The sequence below is a fragment of the Pseudomonas sp. KnCO4 genome (genome assembly GCF_045344305.1).
In the GTDB taxonomy this organism is placed as follows: Bacteria; Pseudomonadota; Gammaproteobacteria; order Pseudomonadales; family Pseudomonadaceae; genus Aquipseudomonas; species Aquipseudomonas anuradhapurensis.
On sequence record NZ_CP174199.1, the window covers coordinates 1,888,506 to 1,904,043 of the forward strand.

15 protein-coding genes are annotated in these 15,538 nt (G+C 64.7%); 12 read left to right on the forward strand and 3 right to left on the reverse strand.

The features are described from left to right. The first annotated feature begins 56 nt into the window (after nt 1-56). From ACJA3S_RS08830 to ACJA3S_RS08865, 8 genes are all read left to right on the forward strand, one after another. Nucleotides 57-611 carry a helix-turn-helix domain-containing protein gene (locus tag ACJA3S_RS08830; protein ID WP_406821536.1) on the forward strand — a complete coding sequence of 185 codons (555 nt, stop codon included), beginning with the start codon at nt 57-59 and terminating at the stop codon, nt 609-611. A gap of 106 nt (nt 612-717) precedes the next feature. After that, on the forward strand, nt 718-1,377 hold the full coding sequence (locus ACJA3S_RS08835) for an HAD hydrolase-like protein (RefSeq protein ID WP_406821537.1): 660 nt from the start codon (nt 718-720) through the stop codon (nt 1,375-1,377). Nucleotides 1,378-1,486: 109 nt separating this feature from the next. Continuing rightward, nucleotides 1,487-2,143: a DUF998 domain-containing protein gene (locus ACJA3S_RS08840; protein ID WP_406821538.1), complete on the forward strand. Its 657-nt coding sequence runs from the start codon at nt 1,487-1,489 to the stop codon at nt 2,141-2,143. Between the two features lie 117 nt (nt 2,144-2,260). Further along, nucleotides 2,261-2,836, forward strand: a complete 576-nt coding sequence (locus tag ACJA3S_RS08845) for a hypothetical protein (RefSeq protein ID WP_406821539.1) — start codon at nt 2,261-2,263, stop codon at nt 2,834-2,836. Between the two features lie 393 nt (nt 2,837-3,229). Continuing rightward, on the forward strand, nt 3,230-3,712 hold the full coding sequence (locus tag ACJA3S_RS08850; RefSeq protein ID WP_406821540.1) for a formate dehydrogenase subunit gamma: 483 nt from the start codon (nt 3,230-3,232) through the stop codon (nt 3,710-3,712). Next, nucleotides 3,706-5,265 carry a formate dehydrogenase beta subunit gene (locus ACJA3S_RS08855; protein WP_406821541.1) on the forward strand — a complete coding sequence of 520 codons (1,560 nt, stop codon included), beginning with the start codon at nt 3,706-3,708 and terminating at the stop codon, nt 5,263-5,265. The genes ACJA3S_RS08850 and ACJA3S_RS08855 overlap by 7 nt, the downstream gene beginning before the upstream one ends. Continuing rightward, nucleotides 5,262-8,144: a formate dehydrogenase subunit alpha gene (gene fdhF / locus ACJA3S_RS08860; protein WP_406821542.1), complete on the forward strand. Its 2,883-nt coding sequence runs from the start codon at nt 5,262-5,264 to the stop codon at nt 8,142-8,144. The genes ACJA3S_RS08855 and fdhF overlap by 4 nt, the downstream gene beginning before the upstream one ends. Next, entirely contained in the window at nt 8,141-8,344 is a 204-nt protein-coding gene (locus ACJA3S_RS08865) for a formate dehydrogenase subunit delta (protein ID WP_406821543.1), read from the forward strand. Before fdhF ends, ACJA3S_RS08865 begins: the two co-directional genes overlap by 4 nt. A gap of 308 nt (nt 8,345-8,652) precedes the next feature. On the opposite strand, the gene ACJA3S_RS08870 is transcribed toward ACJA3S_RS08865, so the two are convergent. Further along, nucleotides 8,653-9,516: a universal stress protein gene (locus tag ACJA3S_RS08870; protein WP_406821544.1), complete on the reverse strand. Its 864-nt coding sequence runs from the start codon at nt 9,514-9,516 to the stop codon at nt 8,653-8,655. A 153-nt stretch (nt 9,517-9,669) separates the two neighbouring features. Here ACJA3S_RS08870 and ACJA3S_RS08875 point away from each other — a divergent pair, with 153 nt between their 5' ends. Continuing rightward, a complete protein-coding gene (locus tag ACJA3S_RS08875; RefSeq protein WP_406821545.1) occupies nt 9,670-10,287 on the forward strand; it encodes a tRNA-(ms[2]io[6]A)-hydroxylase in 618 nt (205 codons plus the stop codon). A gap of 21 nt (nt 10,288-10,308) precedes the next feature. Here the strand turns inward: ACJA3S_RS08875 and ACJA3S_RS08880 are convergent, their stop codons facing one another. After that, nucleotides 10,309-10,629 (reverse strand): YqjD family protein, encoded by a 321-nt coding sequence (locus ACJA3S_RS08880; RefSeq protein WP_406821546.1) that lies wholly within the window; start codon nt 10,627-10,629, stop codon nt 10,309-10,311. A 121-nt stretch (nt 10,630-10,750) separates the two neighbouring features. Here ACJA3S_RS08880 and ACJA3S_RS08885 point away from each other — a divergent pair, with 121 nt between their 5' ends. After that, nucleotides 10,751-11,014, forward strand: coding sequence for a hypothetical protein (locus ACJA3S_RS08885; RefSeq protein WP_025338356.1), 264 nt, complete (start codon nt 10,751-10,753; stop codon nt 11,012-11,014). An 18-nt stretch (nt 11,015-11,032) separates the two neighbouring features. Here the strand turns inward: ACJA3S_RS08885 and ACJA3S_RS08890 are convergent, their stop codons facing one another. Continuing rightward, nucleotides 11,033-11,515 (reverse strand): LEA type 2 family protein, encoded by a 483-nt coding sequence (locus ACJA3S_RS08890; protein WP_406821547.1) that lies wholly within the window; start codon nt 11,513-11,515, stop codon nt 11,033-11,035. A gap of 136 nt (nt 11,516-11,651) precedes the next feature. Between ACJA3S_RS08890 and ACJA3S_RS08895 the strand changes: the two genes are divergently transcribed. Together ACJA3S_RS08895 and ACJA3S_RS08900 are read left to right on the forward strand one after the other, a co-directional pair. After that, the gene (locus tag ACJA3S_RS08895) at nt 11,652-12,773 is read left to right on the forward strand and encodes a sigma-70 family RNA polymerase sigma factor (RefSeq protein ID WP_406821548.1); all 1,122 of its coding nucleotides are present in this window, start codon (nt 11,652-11,654) and stop codon (nt 12,771-12,773) included. Nucleotides 12,774-13,005: 232 nt separating this feature from the next. Continuing rightward, complete coding sequence (locus ACJA3S_RS08900) at nt 13,006-15,432, forward strand: TonB-dependent siderophore receptor (RefSeq protein ID WP_406822224.1); 2,427 nt, start codon at nt 13,006-13,008, stop codon at nt 15,430-15,432. Nucleotides 15,433-15,538 lie beyond the last annotated feature (106 nt).

Below are 15,538 nucleotides of genomic sequence, written 5' to 3' on the forward strand. Positions count from 1 at the left end.
ATGAATCCTGTACTTTTCAGGGCATCAATTTCCCTGCCCGATAGTCGCGATTCAACATGAAAGTGCACGAAGAGATCGAAAGCCTGGCCGTCCTGATTCGCGACCTGCGCAAGTTCAAGGGCCTGACCCTGGGTGAACTGGCCCAGCGCATCGGCCGTTCGGTGGGTTTTCTTTCCCAGGTCGAGCGCGGCGTCTCGCGGCCAACCGTGGCCGACCTCACGGCCATCAGCGAAGAACTCGGTGTCTCCACCGCCTATTTCTACAAGCTGGACAAACCGCGCGAACTCGACTGGGTCACCCGGCCACACGAGCGCCGTACGCTACACCTGGCCGGCGGCATCACCGATGTGCTGGCATCGCCCACCATATCGGGGGCGTTCTCCATGCTCGACAGCCACCTGGAGCCGGGCGCCAGCAGCGGCGAGGCGTACCTGAACGACAGCTCGGAACAGGGCTGCTTCGTGCTCGAAGGCGAACTGACCGTCTGGCTGGATGGCGGCGAGCCGGTAACGCTGCGCGCCAGTGACAGCTTTCAGCTGCAACCGCATGCCAGTTTTCGTTACGCCAACCTGACCGACAAGCCCACCCGGGTGCTCTGGGTGTTCAGCTGAGTCGAGAGCACTCAAGGCTGGTCACGCTTACCAACGCGCTTGGGCATCAAGCGCAGGATCATGCGGCTGTCAGGAAGGCTGCCAGCACGCCAGGAAGGAACCTCTCATGACATACCGACTTGCCATCTTCGACTTTGACGGCACGCTCGCGGATTCCTTTCCATTCTTCGTTGCGGTGTTCAACCAGGTTGCCGACAAGCATGCCTTCAACCGCATTCATCCGGAAGAACTGGATGCATTACGCAAACTCGGGGCCCGGGAGATCATGTCGCATATCGGCATGCCGCGCTGGAAGCTACCGCTGGTGGCGCGTACCTTCATTGGCCTGATGAAGAAACATCGCGGCTCGATCGCGCTGTTCCAGGACATCGCCGATACGTTGAGCCATCTTGATGAGCAGGGGCTGATCCTGGCAGTGGTATCTTCCAACTCCAGGGACAATGTCACGCAAGTGCTGGGCCCCAGCTGTCGCCATATCCGCGCCTTCGAGTGCGGGGCTTCCATTTTCGGCAAGGCATCGCGCTTGCGTCGGGTCATGCGCAAGTTCGCCGTGGCGCCAGAACAGGTCATCTATATAGGCGACCAACCTACCGATGGTGAAGCCGCAGCGACAGCGGGTATCGCATTTGGCGCGGTTGCCTGGGGCTACGGTACCCCTGAAGCATTCGGCACGCTCCACGGCCATGAGTGGTTTGCCGAGGTGGGCGAATTGCGGCGCCTGGCAACAAGCCCCAAGGCGGCGAGTACGGCAAACCACATGCCGTGAATCACCCTCGGCACGCTGCAAGAATGGCAACGTAATGGCCGACGTGTCCCCTGATATGAAGCGGTTTCGTACGAGACGAAATCGATCACTGGCAAAGGAATGCATTACCATGAACAACACCGACCGGGCCTTGCTGGGCTCAGGGTTATTGATTCCAATCTGGCTCCTGCTTGGCGTATCACTGACCTCGCTTGGCTATCCGGGCTACAGCCACCTCGATCAGGCGATGAGCCAGTTAGGGGCGATGGGCGCCCCGACTCATGCGTATTCCGCGTGGGTGAACAATTTCCCTCTGGGGCTGCTGTTCGCGCTTTTCGCGTTGGGTGTGGCGCGCCGTTTCGCCGGTTCGCGCCTGGCCCTGTTCAGCGCTGCGTTGATATTGCTTCACGGCCTGGCCAGTTTCGCCACGGGCCTGTTCGCCTGTGACGAGGGCTGCGTACCGGCACAGCCTTCCATTTCCCAGCACATCCACAATGCGGCAGGCCTGGTCATGTTCCTGTCGTTGACGCTGGCGAGCGCACTGTGGTGTTGGCTGGGCAAGCGATTGCTCTGCTCGTCGGTGTTCGCAGGCTTCTCTGCGCTTTGTCTGGCCCTGGCAATCGCCACCGTGGCGATGATGGGCAAAGCCATGGCAGACGGGCACGGGTTTGGCTTGTATCAGCGACTCAATTACGGCGTGTCCGTGGTCTGGGGCGCTGCGCTGGCATGGGCTGCGCTGCGTGGCAACCAGACACAGTCCGCAGCGCTGCTCCAGCGGTATCTGTGAACGCCTGCCGAAGGCAGTGGCCTGACGCCGGGGCAGGGCGGTTTGGCACCCTGCCAGTATTGTTTGATCAGCGCACAGGGTTTAGCTTGCAGGGCTCATTTCAAGGAAGATTTGCCAATGAAACGGACCCTGCCGCTGTTATTCGCCTGCGCGCTGTTCCCTCTGCAAGCCTGGTCGGCACTGGAAGTCGGCCAGTTCACCCTGGGCATGCCCAAGCCCCAGGCCATGGCCATCCTGCAACAGCAGTTCGGCGAGGTCGAGCAGTTGACGGGCTATCACTATCAGGTACCCACCGAGTTCGTTCAGGGGCGTAACCCGAAGGGCGATTTCAACCTTGGCGGTATTCCCATCACGCAGGTAAAGGCCTCCTTCAACGAGACCGACCAGCTTCGTCAGGTGGAGCTGCGCCTGGCCAGCACCGACGAGGCGCGGCTGCAGCAATTGTTGCCGATGACCCGGCAGGCCAAGCCGGTGCCCAACAGCGGCGGCCGGCTCGAGGCGTTTTCTGCCGACGGTGAACTGGTGTACTGGGTGGCCAGAGACCGGGGCTGGACGGTGGTAACCATCGCCGACCAGGCCAGCTCGGAACAGAACATCAAGGCGCGGGCCAAGAGCGATGAACGCTTCGCCCAGCCGAACCGCAAGTTCGACAAGCTGATCGAGGCGGCCGAGGCGGCACAAGGGAAGCACTGATCAGCAGGCAGGTCGTGTAGGAGCGGCCTTGTGTCGCGAACGGGGCGCGAAGCGGCCCCAGCACTATCTGTCGTGTTGCAGTTGCCCCGGAGCAGCTCCGCAGCCCCATCGCGACACCAGGCCGCGCCAACAAAACCGCCAGCACAGCCCGAAACAGCAGTACCAACCCCGCGTCGGTTTCAGGATGCGCCTGGTCGTTCGCACGCAACCCTCCGGCGCCACAAGTGCCATGCTTGCAGGATGCCTCGGACCAGTACGCGCAGACGTACGGCCGCAGGCAAGGAGGCCGCTGGCACCACGCAACCGTGACGTGGCCGGCGCGCCGCAGCAGAACACGCCGGACACCTGCCCATACAACCATTCAGGCGGGTCCGTGATGCCGAGGTCCGCTGTATGCCTGATGATTTGCTCCACCTGCCCGTGATCCACGACATCCTGGCGCGCGACAAGGATACCCCCGGCGCCCTGTTGCCGATCCTGCATGCCATCCAGCACGCCATCGGCTACGTCCCCGATGCCGCTGTCGACGAAATTGCTCATGCCCTGAACCTCAGCCTGGCCGAGGTCCGCGGGGTGATCAGCTTCTACCACGATTTCCGTACTACGCCGCCGGCACGCCATACCCTGCGCCTGTGCCGCGCCGAGTCGTGCCAGAGCCGAGGCGCCGAGGCGCTGGCCGCGCAGCTGCGCGAGCAGCTGGCGCTGGACGACCATGGCACCAGTGCCGACGGCGCCATCAGCCTGCGCCCGGTCTATTGCCTGGGGGCCTGCGCCTGCTCGCCAGCCCTGGAGCTGGATGGCCAAGTACATGCGCGCCTCACCCCCGAACGCCTGCGGGCGTTGGTCGGTGCCTGCCGGGAGGACGCCGCATGCTGAAGCTGTACATCCCCTGCGATTCGGTAGCCCGTGCGGTGGGTGCCGACCAGGTCGCCGATGCCTTGCAGCGCGAGGCCGAACGCCGCCAGCTGGCGGTGGATATCCAGCGCACCAGCTCACGTGGGCTCTATTGGCTGGAGCCGCTGCTGGAGTGCGACAGCGCGCAAGGGCGCCTGGGTTTTGGCCCGCTCACCGCAGAAGACGTACCGGCCTTGCTCGATGCCTTGGCCGGTGAACCCGCTGGCCACGCGCTGGCGCTGGGGTCGGTCGAACAAATTCCGTATCTCCAGACCCAGCAGCGCCTGTTGTTCGCCCGCGCCGGCATCACCCGGCCACTGTCGCTGGACGATTACCGTGCCCATGGCGGTTTCGCCGGCCTTGAAGCCGCTGTGGCGCTGGGCGGTGCCGATGTGGTCGCCGCCGTGCTCGATTCCGGCTTGCGTGGCCGTGGTGGCGCGGCCTTCCCGGCCGGCATCAAGTGGCGCACCGTGCGTGACGCCGGGGCCGGGCAGAAGTACGTGGTGTGCAACGCCGACGAAGGCGACTCGGGGACCTTCGCCGACCGCATGCTGATGGAAGGCGACCCGTTCCTGCTGATCGAAGGGATGATCATCGCCGGCCTCGCCGTAGGTGCCGACAAGGGCTACATCTACGTGCGCTCGGAATACCCCGACGCCATCCGCGTGCTCGACCAGGCCTTCGCCATCGCCCGGGATGCCGGCTACCTCGGCAGCGACGTGGCCGGCAGCGGCCAGGCCTTCGACCTGGAAGTGCGGGTTGGCGCCGGTGCCTACATCTGCGGTGAAGAAACCGCACTGCTCGAATCCATCGAAGGCAAGCGCGGCATTGTCCGTGCCAAGCCACCGCTGCCTGCGCTGCAAGGCCTGTTCGGCTTGCCGACGCTGGTGCACAACGTACTGACCCTGGCTTCGGTGCCGGTGATCCTGGCCAAGGGCGCGGCGTTCTATCGTGACTTCGGCATGGGCCGCTCGCTGGGCACCATGCCGTTCCAGCTGGCCGGCAACATTCGCCACGGTGGCCTGGTCGAGCGAGCCTTCGGCCTGACTCTGCGCGAGCTGGTGGAAGGCTACGGCGGCGGCACGGCCAGTGGCCGGCCGCTGAAGGCGGCCCAAGTGGGTGGGCCGCTCGGCGCCTGGGTGCCGCCCAGCCATTTCGATACGCCGCTGGACTATGAAGCCTTCGCGGCCATGGGCGCGATGCTTGGCCATGGCGGTGTGGTGGTGGCCGACGACACCCTGAACATGGCCAGCATGGCGCGCTTCGCCCTGCAATTCTGCGCCGAGGAATCCTGCGGCAAGTGCACCCCGTGCCGCATCGGCTCGACCCGTGGCATGGAAGTGGTCGACCGGCTGATCGCCACCAGCGACCTGACCGAGCGCCATGACCAGGCCCTGTTGCTGCGCGACCTGTGCGACACCATGCAGTACGGCTCGCTGTGCGCCATGGGCGGCATGACCGCCTACCCGGTGGCCAGCGCCCTGAAGTACTTCCCCGCCGATTTCGGGCTGACCCACACGGAGGCCGCGCAGTGATCAATTTTTTCGACCCCGCTTCTGATAAAAGCAGCGACCTCGGCACCCCGGCGCGTGACAGCGAGGTGCAGGTCAGCCTGAGCATCGATGGCCGGTCCGTCACCGTGCCCGCCGGTACCTCGGTAATGCGTGCCGCCGCCATGCTTGGCACCAGCATCCCCAAACTGTGCGCCACCGACAGCCTCGAAGCCTTTGGCTCGTGCCGCATGTGCATGGTGGAAATCGAAGGCATGCGCGGCTACCCGGCATCCTGTACCACGCCGGTCAGCGAAGGCATGGTGGTGCGCACCGAAACCCCACGCCTGGCCGGGCTGCGCCGCAACGTCATGGAGCTGTACATCTCCGACCACCCGCTGGACTGCCTGACCTGTTCCGCCAACGGCAACTGCGAGCTGCAGACCGTGGCCGGCCAGGTTGGCCTGCGCGAGGTGCGCTATGGCTACGACGGGGCCAACCACCTGGCCGAAAAGAAAGATGTGTCCAACCCGTATTTCGATTACGAGCCAAGCAAGTGCATTGTCTGCAGCCGCTGCGTGCGCGCCTGCGAGGACATCCAGGGTACATTCGCCCTGACCATCACCGGCCGCGGCTTCGAATCGCGGGTAGCGGCGGCCGGCGGGGACAACTTCCTCGCCTCCGAATGCGTGTCGTGCGGTGCCTGTGTGCAGGCCTGCCCGACCGCGACCCTGACTGAAAAGAGCCTGGTGCAGCTGGGCCAGCCCGAGCGCGCGGTGATCACCACCTGCGCCTACTGCGGCGTCGGCTGCTCGTTCCGCGCCGAAATGAAAGGCGACCAACTGGTGCGCATGGTGCCGGACAAGAACGGCGGCGCCAACCACGGCCATGCCTGCGTCAAGGGCCGTTTCGCCTGGGGCTACGCCACCCACCCGGACCGCATCACCAAGCCGATGATCCGCAAGCGCCTGCAAGACCCTTGGCAGGAAGTCAGCTGGGACGAGGCGGTCAACTATGCAGCCAGCGAGTTCCGCCGCATCCAGCTCAAGTACGGGCGCGACTCGATTGGCGGCATCACCTCCAGCCGTTGCACCAACGAAGAAGCCTACCTGGTACAGAAACTGGTGCGCACCGCGTTCGGCAACAACAACGTCGACACCTGTGCGCGGGTGTGCCATTCGCCCACCGGCTATGGCCTCAAGCAAACCCTGGGTGAGTCTGCCGGTACGCAAAGCTTCGATTCGGTGATGCAGGCCGATGTGGTGCTGGTGATCGGTGCCAACCCCACCGACGCGCACCCGGTGTTCGGTTCGCAGCTCAAGCGCCGCCTGCGCCAGGGCGCGCGGCTGATCGTGATCGACCCACGCCGCATCGACCTGGTCGATTCGCCGCATGCCCGCGCCGAGCTGCACCTGCAGCTGCGCCCGGGCACCAACGTGGCCATGCTCAATGCCCTGGCCCACGTGATCGTCACGGAAGGCCTGCTGGCGCAGGACTTCATCGACGCGCGCTGCGAGACCGAGGAATTCACCCGCTGGCGCGACTTTGTCAGCCTGGCGGACAACGCCCCCGAAGTGCTCGGCCCGGTCTGTGGCGTGCCGGCCGAACAGATCCGCGCTGCCGCCCGGCTCTACGCCACTGGCGGCAACGCAGCCATCTACTACGGCCTGGGCGTGACCGAGCACAGCCAGGGCAGTACCGCAGTGATGGGCATCGCCAACCTGGCCATGGCCACCGGCAACATCGGCCGAGAAGGGGTAGGGGTGAACCCGCTGCGCGGGCAGAACAACGTGCAGGGCTCCTGCGACATGGGCTCGTTCCCGCACGAACTGCCCGGCTACCGGCACATTTCCAACGAGGGCGTACGCGCCGAGTTCGAGCGTGCCTGGGGTGTGACCCTGCAGCCTGACCCGGGCCTACGTATTCCCAACATGTTCGAAGCGGCGCTGGACGGCAGTTTCAAGGCGCTGTACTGCCAGGGCGAGGACATTGCCCAGAGCGACCCCAACACCCAGCACGTCACTGCGGCCTTGCTGGCCATGGAGTGCGTGGTAGTGCAGGACATCTTCCTCAACGAAACCGCCAAGTTTGCCCATGTGTTCCTGCCGGGCAGCTCGTTCCTGGAAAAGGACGGCACCTTCACCAACGCCGAGCGGCGCATATCGCGCGTGCGCAAGGTCATGGAGCCGCTGGCCGGCAAGGCCGACTGGGAGGCGACCGTGGCCCTGGCCAATGCCCTGGGCTACCCGATGCACTACCGTCACCCGTCCGAGATCATGGACGAGATCGCCCGCCTGACGCCGACCTTCCACCGCGTCAGCTATGCCGAGATCGACCGCCACGGCAGCCTGCAGTGGCCGTGCAACGACGCCGCGCCTGACGGCACGCCGACCATGCACATCGACCAGTTCGTGCGCGGCAAGGGCCGCTTCATGCTCACCGGCTACGTCGCCACCGACGAGAAGGTCAACAACCGCTACCCGCTGTTGCTGACCACCGGGCGCATCCTCAGCCAGTACAACGTCGGCGCCCAGACCCGACGCACCGCCAACGTCGCCTGGCATGACGCCGACCGCCTGGAAATCCACCCGACCGACGCCGAAAGCCGGGGTATCCATGACGGTGACTGGGTCGGCATCGGCAGCCGTGCCGGGCAGACCGTGCTGCGTGCCAAGGTCAGTACGCGGGTGGCGCCGGGGGTGGTGTACACCACGTTCCACTTCCCCGAATCGGGGGCCAACGTGATCACCACCGACAACTCCGACTGGGCCACCAACTGCCCTGAGTACAAGGTGACGGCGGTGGAAGTGGTGAAAGTGTTCCAGCCTTCGCAGTGGCAGAAGCGTTACCAGGATTTCAGTGAGGAACAGCAGCGCTTGCTGCAGGAGCGCCGTAGCGCGGAGAAGGCCGAGGTGCGCCGATGAGTACCGACAGCCTGGTCAAGATGGCCAACCAGATTGCCCACTACTTCGACAGCGAGCCGGACCACACGCTGGCGGTGCAAGGGGTACGCAACCATCTGCAGAGCTTCTGGACGCCGGCGATGCGCCGGCAATTGGCGGAATGGAGTGCGGCCCACCCGGGGGAGGGGCTTGACCCGAAGGTGCGGGAGGCGTTGGGCTAGCCACTGGGCTGCTTTGCAGCCCATCGCCGGCCAGCGCCCACAGGTACCGCGTCAATTTATCCGCGAAGCATGCGACGCGGTGGCTGGCACCGGCTGTGCCGGTGTTCGCTGTAGGAGCGGATTTATCCGCGATACAGGCAACGCGGTGGCTGGCACCGGCTATGCCGGTGTTCGCGGCTGAAGCCGCTCCTACAGGTACGGCGCCAGCTGTAGGAGCGGATTTATCCGCGATGAGGCGGTGAGCTGCGAATGACGTGAGGTCAGTGCGGAAGCTGGCTTGTCGGCGACAGGGCCCCGACAGGCTGGATTCAGCCGCGGGCCAGTTCCGCCAGGTGGTCAATGGCGTGTTCGCTCTTGAGCACCAGCACATCCCCCACCAGCGCATCCAGCACCACCTCCGAGGTATTGCCGATCAACGCCCCGGAAATCCCCGTGCGGCACACCGTACCGATCACCGTCAGCACCGCATCGAGCTTCTGCTCGGTATGCGGGATCAGCACATCCGCCGGCCCTTCGGCCACGTGCAAGCGCTCCTCGCTGATGCCGTACTCGGCCTGGAACGCCTTGCACGCCTCGCGATAACGCTTTTCGATGGTCTCGCTCAACTGGTAGACCGGGTCCGACGCCGACAGCATCGGCGAGGGATGGGCGCTGATCACGTGCAGCTCGCCCTTGGCCAGCTCGGCAATCCCGAAACCATGGTCGATGATGCTGGCATGCAGGCGCCGGTGGTCTTCATCCTGGTTGCCCACGTCGACGGCGGCGAGAATCTTGCCGCCGGTCCACGGCCGTTCGCTCTTGACCATCAGCACCGCGCTCGGGCACTGGCGCAGCAGCTTCCAGTCGCTGGGGGTGAGCAGGGCCTTTTTCAGCGGGTTGTCCGGGCGGTGTTCCTTGATCACCAGCTCGCAGCCTTCGGCCTGCTGCACATCGATGATCGATTCGTGCAAGGTGTCATGCCAGGCCTGCTCATGGGTAACCTTGTCGTAGCCGTCATCATGCAGCTGGCTGCTCAGCAGGCTCAGCAGTGCGCTGTGGTCATGCTTCTTGTCGCACATCAGCAGGTGCAGGCGCGCGCCAGTGAGGCTGGCAATCAGCTTGGCCCGGGTCAGGGCCCGGCTGTGGGCATGCGCGGGGTCGAGGACGACGAGGATGCTGCGGACGGCTTGCATGGGCGTTAGCTCCGTTCAAAGGTGGCGACCAATGCCTGACTATAGTCGGCGCTTCCCCCACAGGCGCTTGATACACATCAAGCATAGTCACTGGCGTCGCCCGCCGCCGCCGGTATAATCGCCAACCCTGCCTGGCCTTGTGGTTGCACGCTCATGTCCCTGACCCCCGAAATCGACGCCTTTCTTGGTTGCCCGACGCCAGATGCCTGGATCGAAGCGGCGCTGGCCGACCAGGAAACCCTGCTGATCGACCACAAGAACTGCGAGTTCAAGGCCGCCAGCACCGCGTTGAGCCTGATCGCCAAGTACAACACGCACCTCGACCTGATCAACATGATGTCGCGCCTGGCCCGCGAGGAACTGGTGCACCACGAGCAGGTGCTGCGCCTGATGAAACGCCGTGGTGTGCCGCTGCGCCCGGTGTCGGCGGGGCGCTATGCGTCGGGGCTGCGGCGCCTGGTGCGCGCCCACGAGCCAGTCAAGCTGGTCGATACGCTGGTGGTCGGGGCGTTCATCGAGGCGCGCAGCTGCGAGCGTTTTGCCGCGCTGGTGCCGTACCTGGACGAGGAACTGGGCCGCTTCTACCACGGCCTGCTGAAAAGCGAAGCGCGCCACTACCAGGGCTACTTGAAACTGGCGCATCACTACGGCGATGCGGCGGACATCGCCCGCCGGGTAGAACTGGTCCGTGCAGCGGAAGTCGAGCTGATCCAGTCACCGGACCAGGAACTGCGCTTCCACAGTGGTATCCCGCTGGCGCAGGCCGCCTGATCGCACCAGGCGGCCCTGGCGTCAGTGACGCCGGCCCAGCAGCAGGCCGACCAGCAGGCCGAGGCCTGCGGAAACCGCCACGGTCTGCCACGGGTGGCCACCGATGTAGTCCTCGGTGGCCTCCACCACCGGTTGCGCCTTGTCGCGCATCCTGTTGGCCGCCTGGCGCGCCTGGCGCAATTTCAATCGCACCTGTGCACGCAAGGTTTCCGCCTCGTCACCTACCAGGGCAGCGCTGTCGTTCAGCAGCCGTTCCGATTCTTCGATCAGCGCCTGCAGTTCGCTGAATACCTGGTCCTTGATCTGATCGCTGTCGGCCAGTGTGGCAGGTTTGCGGGCCATGAACTCGTCCTCGTCGATGGTTGTTGGAGCAATGGATACCGCTGCACCAGAAAAGTTGCTTCGGCGTGCGGTCCGGGTGTTGGTGTAAGATAGCCGCCATTTACCAGCAAGCGGGTGATTCATGAGTTTCAATCTGGCCAACATGAGCTTCGAGGAACGGGCACAGATCGAGGCAGAAAAGGCACGGCTGTTCGAGCTGTGGCAGAACAACCTGGGCAAGGCCAAGGGCGAAGCGGCGCGGCTGATCGCCGAAAAGCCGCGGCGCAAGGGTAAGTGGGCCGAGTGGGTACGTGCCGAGCTGGATGGCATGTCGCCGCCGGAATACGCCAACATGGTGCGCAGCGAAGTCAACAAACTGATGGCTGCCGCCAGCGCCAACCGTTGAGCGCCCCTTGCCTGGTGGCTACCAGTAGCCGCTGTTGGGCAGGTCCAGCTTGCCCTCGTCGGTAAAGCGCACGGTCCCCAGCGGCCCACCGGCCAGCTTGCCGCGTAATCTGTAAGGCAGGCCCTGCAGCGCGCCCACCTGGCCCAACCCATAGGCCTGGCGCAGGAAGGCGAATGCCGTGATGCTCACCGGCACCACGATCACCGCTTCGGCATAGCGGCCAATGTGCCCTTGCTGGTCACTGACACCAGCGGCCAGCGGTTGGCCGTTCACCTCCAGGTTCAAGGCAATGCCGTTGTAGTCAATCGGCGTTTCATTAGGGTTTTGCACGCGCATTTTCACGGCCATGCGCAGCTCCAGCTCCTGCCCTGGCAGCGGCTCGATGCCGATCACGCTGATATTGACCGGGTCGCGTGGCTGGAACAGGGCACAAGCCCCGGGGCCGCAGGCCAGCAGCAGGATCAGCAACAAGCGGGTGTAGCGATAAAGACGGGCAGTCATGGGCGGACGACCTTGCCGGAGTGAGCGGTGGGTCAGTGTGGCAAATGCGCGACGGCGTTGAAAGTGGCGGTGCAGATGAAAGATACTGTTTCTCATTAACGTCCGCTAATCCCTCCTACTGGCCGTAACTGATCCCATGCTGACCTCACCCGTGTCGGGCCTGTTGACGAGTTTCCAAGAACACTACGACGACCTGCTGCAGTTCTTGACCCGGCGCATGAGCGACCGCCAGCGCGCGGCCGACGTGGCGCAGGAAACCTACCTCAAGCTGGTGAACATCGACCAGCAGGCGGTACCGGTGCTGCACGCGCGCCGCTTCATCTTCCGTGTGGCCGGCAACCTGGCAATCGATGCCTTGCGGCGCGAACAGCGCATCGCCGTCAGCCACGAGCACAGCGAGGGCGCCGACGAGGTGGCCTGCCCGGGGCCAGCGCCGGAGGCGGCGTTGCTGGCCCGGGAACGGTTGCAGGTCCTCGACCAGGCGCTGCTGCAGCTGTCCGACAACGCTCGTCAGGCGCTGTTGCTCAACCGCATCGAGGGCCTGACCCAGGCGCAGGTGGCCCAACGGCTGGGGGTTTCCGAAAGCATGGTGGCCAAGTATATCGGCCAGGCCCTGCGCCATTGCCGCGACCGCCTCAAGCAGGCGGGGCTGGCTGCGTCGCTGGTGCTGGTCGTTGCCGTGGCGGGTTGGCAACAGGCACCGATGCTGCTGGCGGATTACCACACCGGGGTAGGGCAGCGGCAGGTCATCAGCCTGGCCGACGGCTCGCGGGTGACGCTGAACAGCGCCAGTGCCCTGCGCGTGGTGTTCAATGAGCATGAGCGGCGGGTGGTACTGGAGGCCGGGGAGGCCTTGTTCGAGACTGCGGACGATGCCCGGCCGTTTGTGGTCGATAGCGCAGGCGAGCGCGTGCAGGGCAGCACGGCCACCTTCAGCGTGCGCCGTGATGGCCATGTGGTGCTGGCGCGCGGCGAAGCCAGGGTGGGCGAGCATGCACTGCCCGTCGCCGCCGATGCCGGCGCGCAGATGGCCTGGCAGCGCGGCAAGCTGATCTTCAACGGCAAGCCGCTGGGGCAGGTGCTGGCGGAGCTCGAACGTTACCGGCATGGGCGGATCGTGTTGTCGGACAGCAAGCTGGCGGCGCTGGAGGTCAGTGGGGTGTTCGACCTGGATGAGCCGCAAGCGCTGTTGCAGACCCTGGAGCAGCGCTATGGCTTGCGCGTCACCTACTTGCCCTGGCTGGCCGTGGTTTATTGATCCGTCGATACCGGCCTTTTCGCGGCTGCAGCCGCTCCTGCAGGGGCTGCATGGCTTGCGGACCTGTGCGGTACTGGTGGGAGCGGGTTCAGCCGCGAAGCGCTCGGCACGGGCAGAATGAAAATTTTTTGCATTTGCCACTGCAAGTTCCGGGAGGCCAGATCGTCGTAGAGGGACTGATCAGCAACTCATTCTCATTTACGACTTGTCTGGAAGCTCACCCGTGCCTCTGATGCTCAAGCCCATGTTCCGCCGCCGCGTTCCTCTTCACCATGCCCTGGTCTCCTGCAGTGCCTTGGCCATGCTGCTCGGCCCACTGCAGGCTGGCGCCGCGAGCGCTGCCGAACAGGCTCAGGTCCAGGCGCGCCAGGTCCAGCTGGACCTGCCCGCGCAACCTCTGGATCAGGCCCTGACCAGCTTCGCCGACCAGGCCGATTTGCACCTGCTGTACACCACCAGCGACGTCGCCGGGCAGGCCAGCCCAGACTTGCAGGGGAGTTACAGCGTCGAGCAGGCCCTGCAGCAACTGCTGGCCGGCAGCGGCATGCGCTGGCACTTCAGCGATGCCCGCACGGTCACCTTGCACAAGACCGAAAGCGCTCCGCAGGCCGTCAACCTCAAGCCGATCGAAGTCAGCGTGGCCTCGCGCACCAGCACCGCGATCAGTGAAATCCCCGGCACCGTCTGGGTCGTCGACCAGCAGCAACTGCGCGAGCAGATCGACAGCGGCGTCAGCTTGAAGGAAGCCATCGGCAAACTGGTGCCAGGCCTCGACCTGGCGCCAGAAGGGCGCACCAACTATGGCCAGAACATGCGCGGGCGCAACGTACTGGTAATGATCGACGGGGTCAGCCAGAACAGCTCGCGCGGCCTGTCGCGCCAGTTCGACAGCATTTCGCCGTTCAACGTCGAGCGGGTCGAGGTGTTGTCCGGGGCCAGCGCCATCTACGGCGGCGGCGCCACTGGCGGCATCATCAACATCGTGACCAAGAAGGGTGAACCGGGCCCGGCACGTTTCGAGACCCAGCTTGGCGCCAGCAGCGGCTTCAACAACAGCGACGACCTGTCCACCCGTATCGCCCAGTCGATCAGTGGCGGCAACGAGCGGGTCAACGCCCGCCTGGGGATCTCCGGCGAGCAGAACGAAGCCTTCTACGACGGCGCGGGCGAGCAGATCTTCATCGACAACACCCAGACCGACCTGCAGTACAACCGCACTGTCGACGTGCTCGGTACCCTCGGGCTGCAACTGAATGACCAGCAGAGCCTCGACCTGCTGGCCCAGTACTATGACTCGGGTAACCATGGCAGTACCGGTATCTACTTCCCCAACCTCAACTACAACGCCCCGTCCGACCTCGAAGACGCCGAGTTGCGCAGTGGCTACTCGTCGGGCCTGGAGCCGCGTACCCGGCGCCTGCTGCTCAACGCCAACTACCACCACAGCGACGTGCTGGGCCAGGATTTCTACCTGCAGGCCTCGTACCGCAAGGAAAACGACAACTTCTACCCGTTCCCGTACTACAACCGCGCCACCCCCACGGGCTCGCGCGGGGTGTACTTTGCCGCCTCGCAGCAGAACTTCGAGGTCACCAGCCTCAAGGGCCTGTTCGCCAAGCAGTGGGACACGCTGAAGCTGACCTATGGTGTCGATCTGGACCATGAGCGTTTCAATGCCCAGCAGACCACCTTCAACGCCCAGACTTCTTCCGAGTCGGGCGGCCTGGAGCTGGACAAGGCCAGCAAGGCCGCGCGCTACCCCAGCTATCAGGTCGACGGTGTTTCGGTGTATGCCCAGCTGGACTGGCATGCCAGCGACAACCTGACCCTGTCCGGCGGCGCCCGGCGCCAGCAGATGGACGTGGACGTCAGCGACTTCAAGGGCGTGCCAGGCGGCAGCAACGATTACCAGGTCAACCTGTTCAACGTTGGAGCCATCTATGACTTCAAGAACGGCCACCAGGTGTGGACCAACTACGGCGAAGGCTTCGACCTGCCCGACCCGGCCAAGTACTACGGCAAGCCCGGCCTGAGTGTCGCCGACAACCCGCTGGCCGGTATCAAGAGCCGCCAGGTGGAACTGGGCTGGCGCTATGCCGACTTGGACTGGGATGCCCAGGCGGCGCTGTACTACATCTGGTCGGACAAGATCATCAACGTCGATTCGCAGACCCTGACCATCGATGTGGAAGAGCAGAAGAGCCGTGACTTCGGTTTCGAAGGCGCACTGACCCGTCACTTCCAGAGCGGCTGGGAAACCGGCGGCACGTTGCACCTGACCCGTTCCGAAGAAGAGGATGCCGATGGCGACTGGATCAAGCGGGATGCCCGCTATGCCTCGCTGTCCAAGGCCACTGCGTTCGTCGGCTGGAAGGGTGACGGCCGTACGGCGCGCTTGCAGGCCAATCACGCGTTCAGCTTGAAGGACGATGCCGACCACGAGATCGACGGCTACACCACCTTCGACCTGCTGGGTAGCCAGGACACCGGCTTCGGCACCTTCAGCGTCGGCATCCAGAACCTGCTGGACAAGCAGTACAGCACGGTCTGGGGGCAGCGCGCGACGCTGTTCTACTCGCCGACCTACGGGCCGGCGTACCTGTATGACTACCAGGGGCGTGGGCGCACCTACACCCTGACCTGGAGCATGGCTTACTAACCCTGGCCCGAGGGTTGATTGCCTCAGCGGCCTTGTGTCGCGATGGGCCGCAAAGCGGCCCCGGCAACAGCTGTGGTGGCTGAAATCGTGGGGGTGCTTCGCACCC

Coding starts and splice junctions, on each gene's coding strand:
- ACJA3S_RS08830 (WP_406821536.1), top strand. CDS start 57: ATGAAAGTGCACGAAGAGATCGAAAGCCTGGCCGTCCTGATTCGCGAC.
- ACJA3S_RS08870 (WP_406821544.1), bottom strand. CDS start 9,516: ATGCAAGCCGTCCGCAGCATCCTCGTCGTCCTCGACCCCGCGCATGCC.
- ACJA3S_RS08890 (WP_406821547.1), bottom strand. CDS start 11,515: ATGACTGCCCGTCTTTATCGCTACACCCGCTTGTTGCTGATCCTGCTG.
- ACJA3S_RS08845 (WP_406821539.1), top strand. CDS start 2,261: ATGAAACGGACCCTGCCGCTGTTATTCGCCTGCGCGCTGTTCCCTCTG.
- ACJA3S_RS08895 (WP_406821548.1), top strand. CDS start 11,652: ATGCTGACCTCACCCGTGTCGGGCCTGTTGACGAGTTTCCAAGAACAC.
- ACJA3S_RS08840 (WP_406821538.1), top strand. CDS start 1,487: ATGAACAACACCGACCGGGCCTTGCTGGGCTCAGGGTTATTGATTCCA.
- ACJA3S_RS08865 (WP_406821543.1), top strand. CDS start 8,141: ATGAGTACCGACAGCCTGGTCAAGATGGCCAACCAGATTGCCCACTAC.
- ACJA3S_RS08875 (WP_406821545.1), top strand. CDS start 9,670: ATGTCCCTGACCCCCGAAATCGACGCCTTTCTTGGTTGCCCGACGCCA.
- ACJA3S_RS08885 (WP_025338356.1), top strand. CDS start 10,751: ATGAGTTTCAATCTGGCCAACATGAGCTTCGAGGAACGGGCACAGATC.
- ACJA3S_RS08900 (WP_406822224.1), top strand. CDS start 13,006: ATGCTCAAGCCCATGTTCCGCCGCCGCGTTCCTCTTCACCATGCCCTG.
- ACJA3S_RS08855 (WP_406821541.1), top strand. CDS start 3,706: ATGCTGAAGCTGTACATCCCCTGCGATTCGGTAGCCCGTGCGGTGGGT.
- ACJA3S_RS08835 (WP_406821537.1), top strand. CDS start 718: ATGACATACCGACTTGCCATCTTCGACTTTGACGGCACGCTCGCGGAT.
- ACJA3S_RS08850 (WP_406821540.1), top strand. CDS start 3,230: ATGCCTGATGATTTGCTCCACCTGCCCGTGATCCACGACATCCTGGCG.
- ACJA3S_RS08880 (WP_406821546.1), bottom strand. CDS start 10,629: ATGGCCCGCAAACCTGCCACACTGGCCGACAGCGATCAGATCAAGGAC.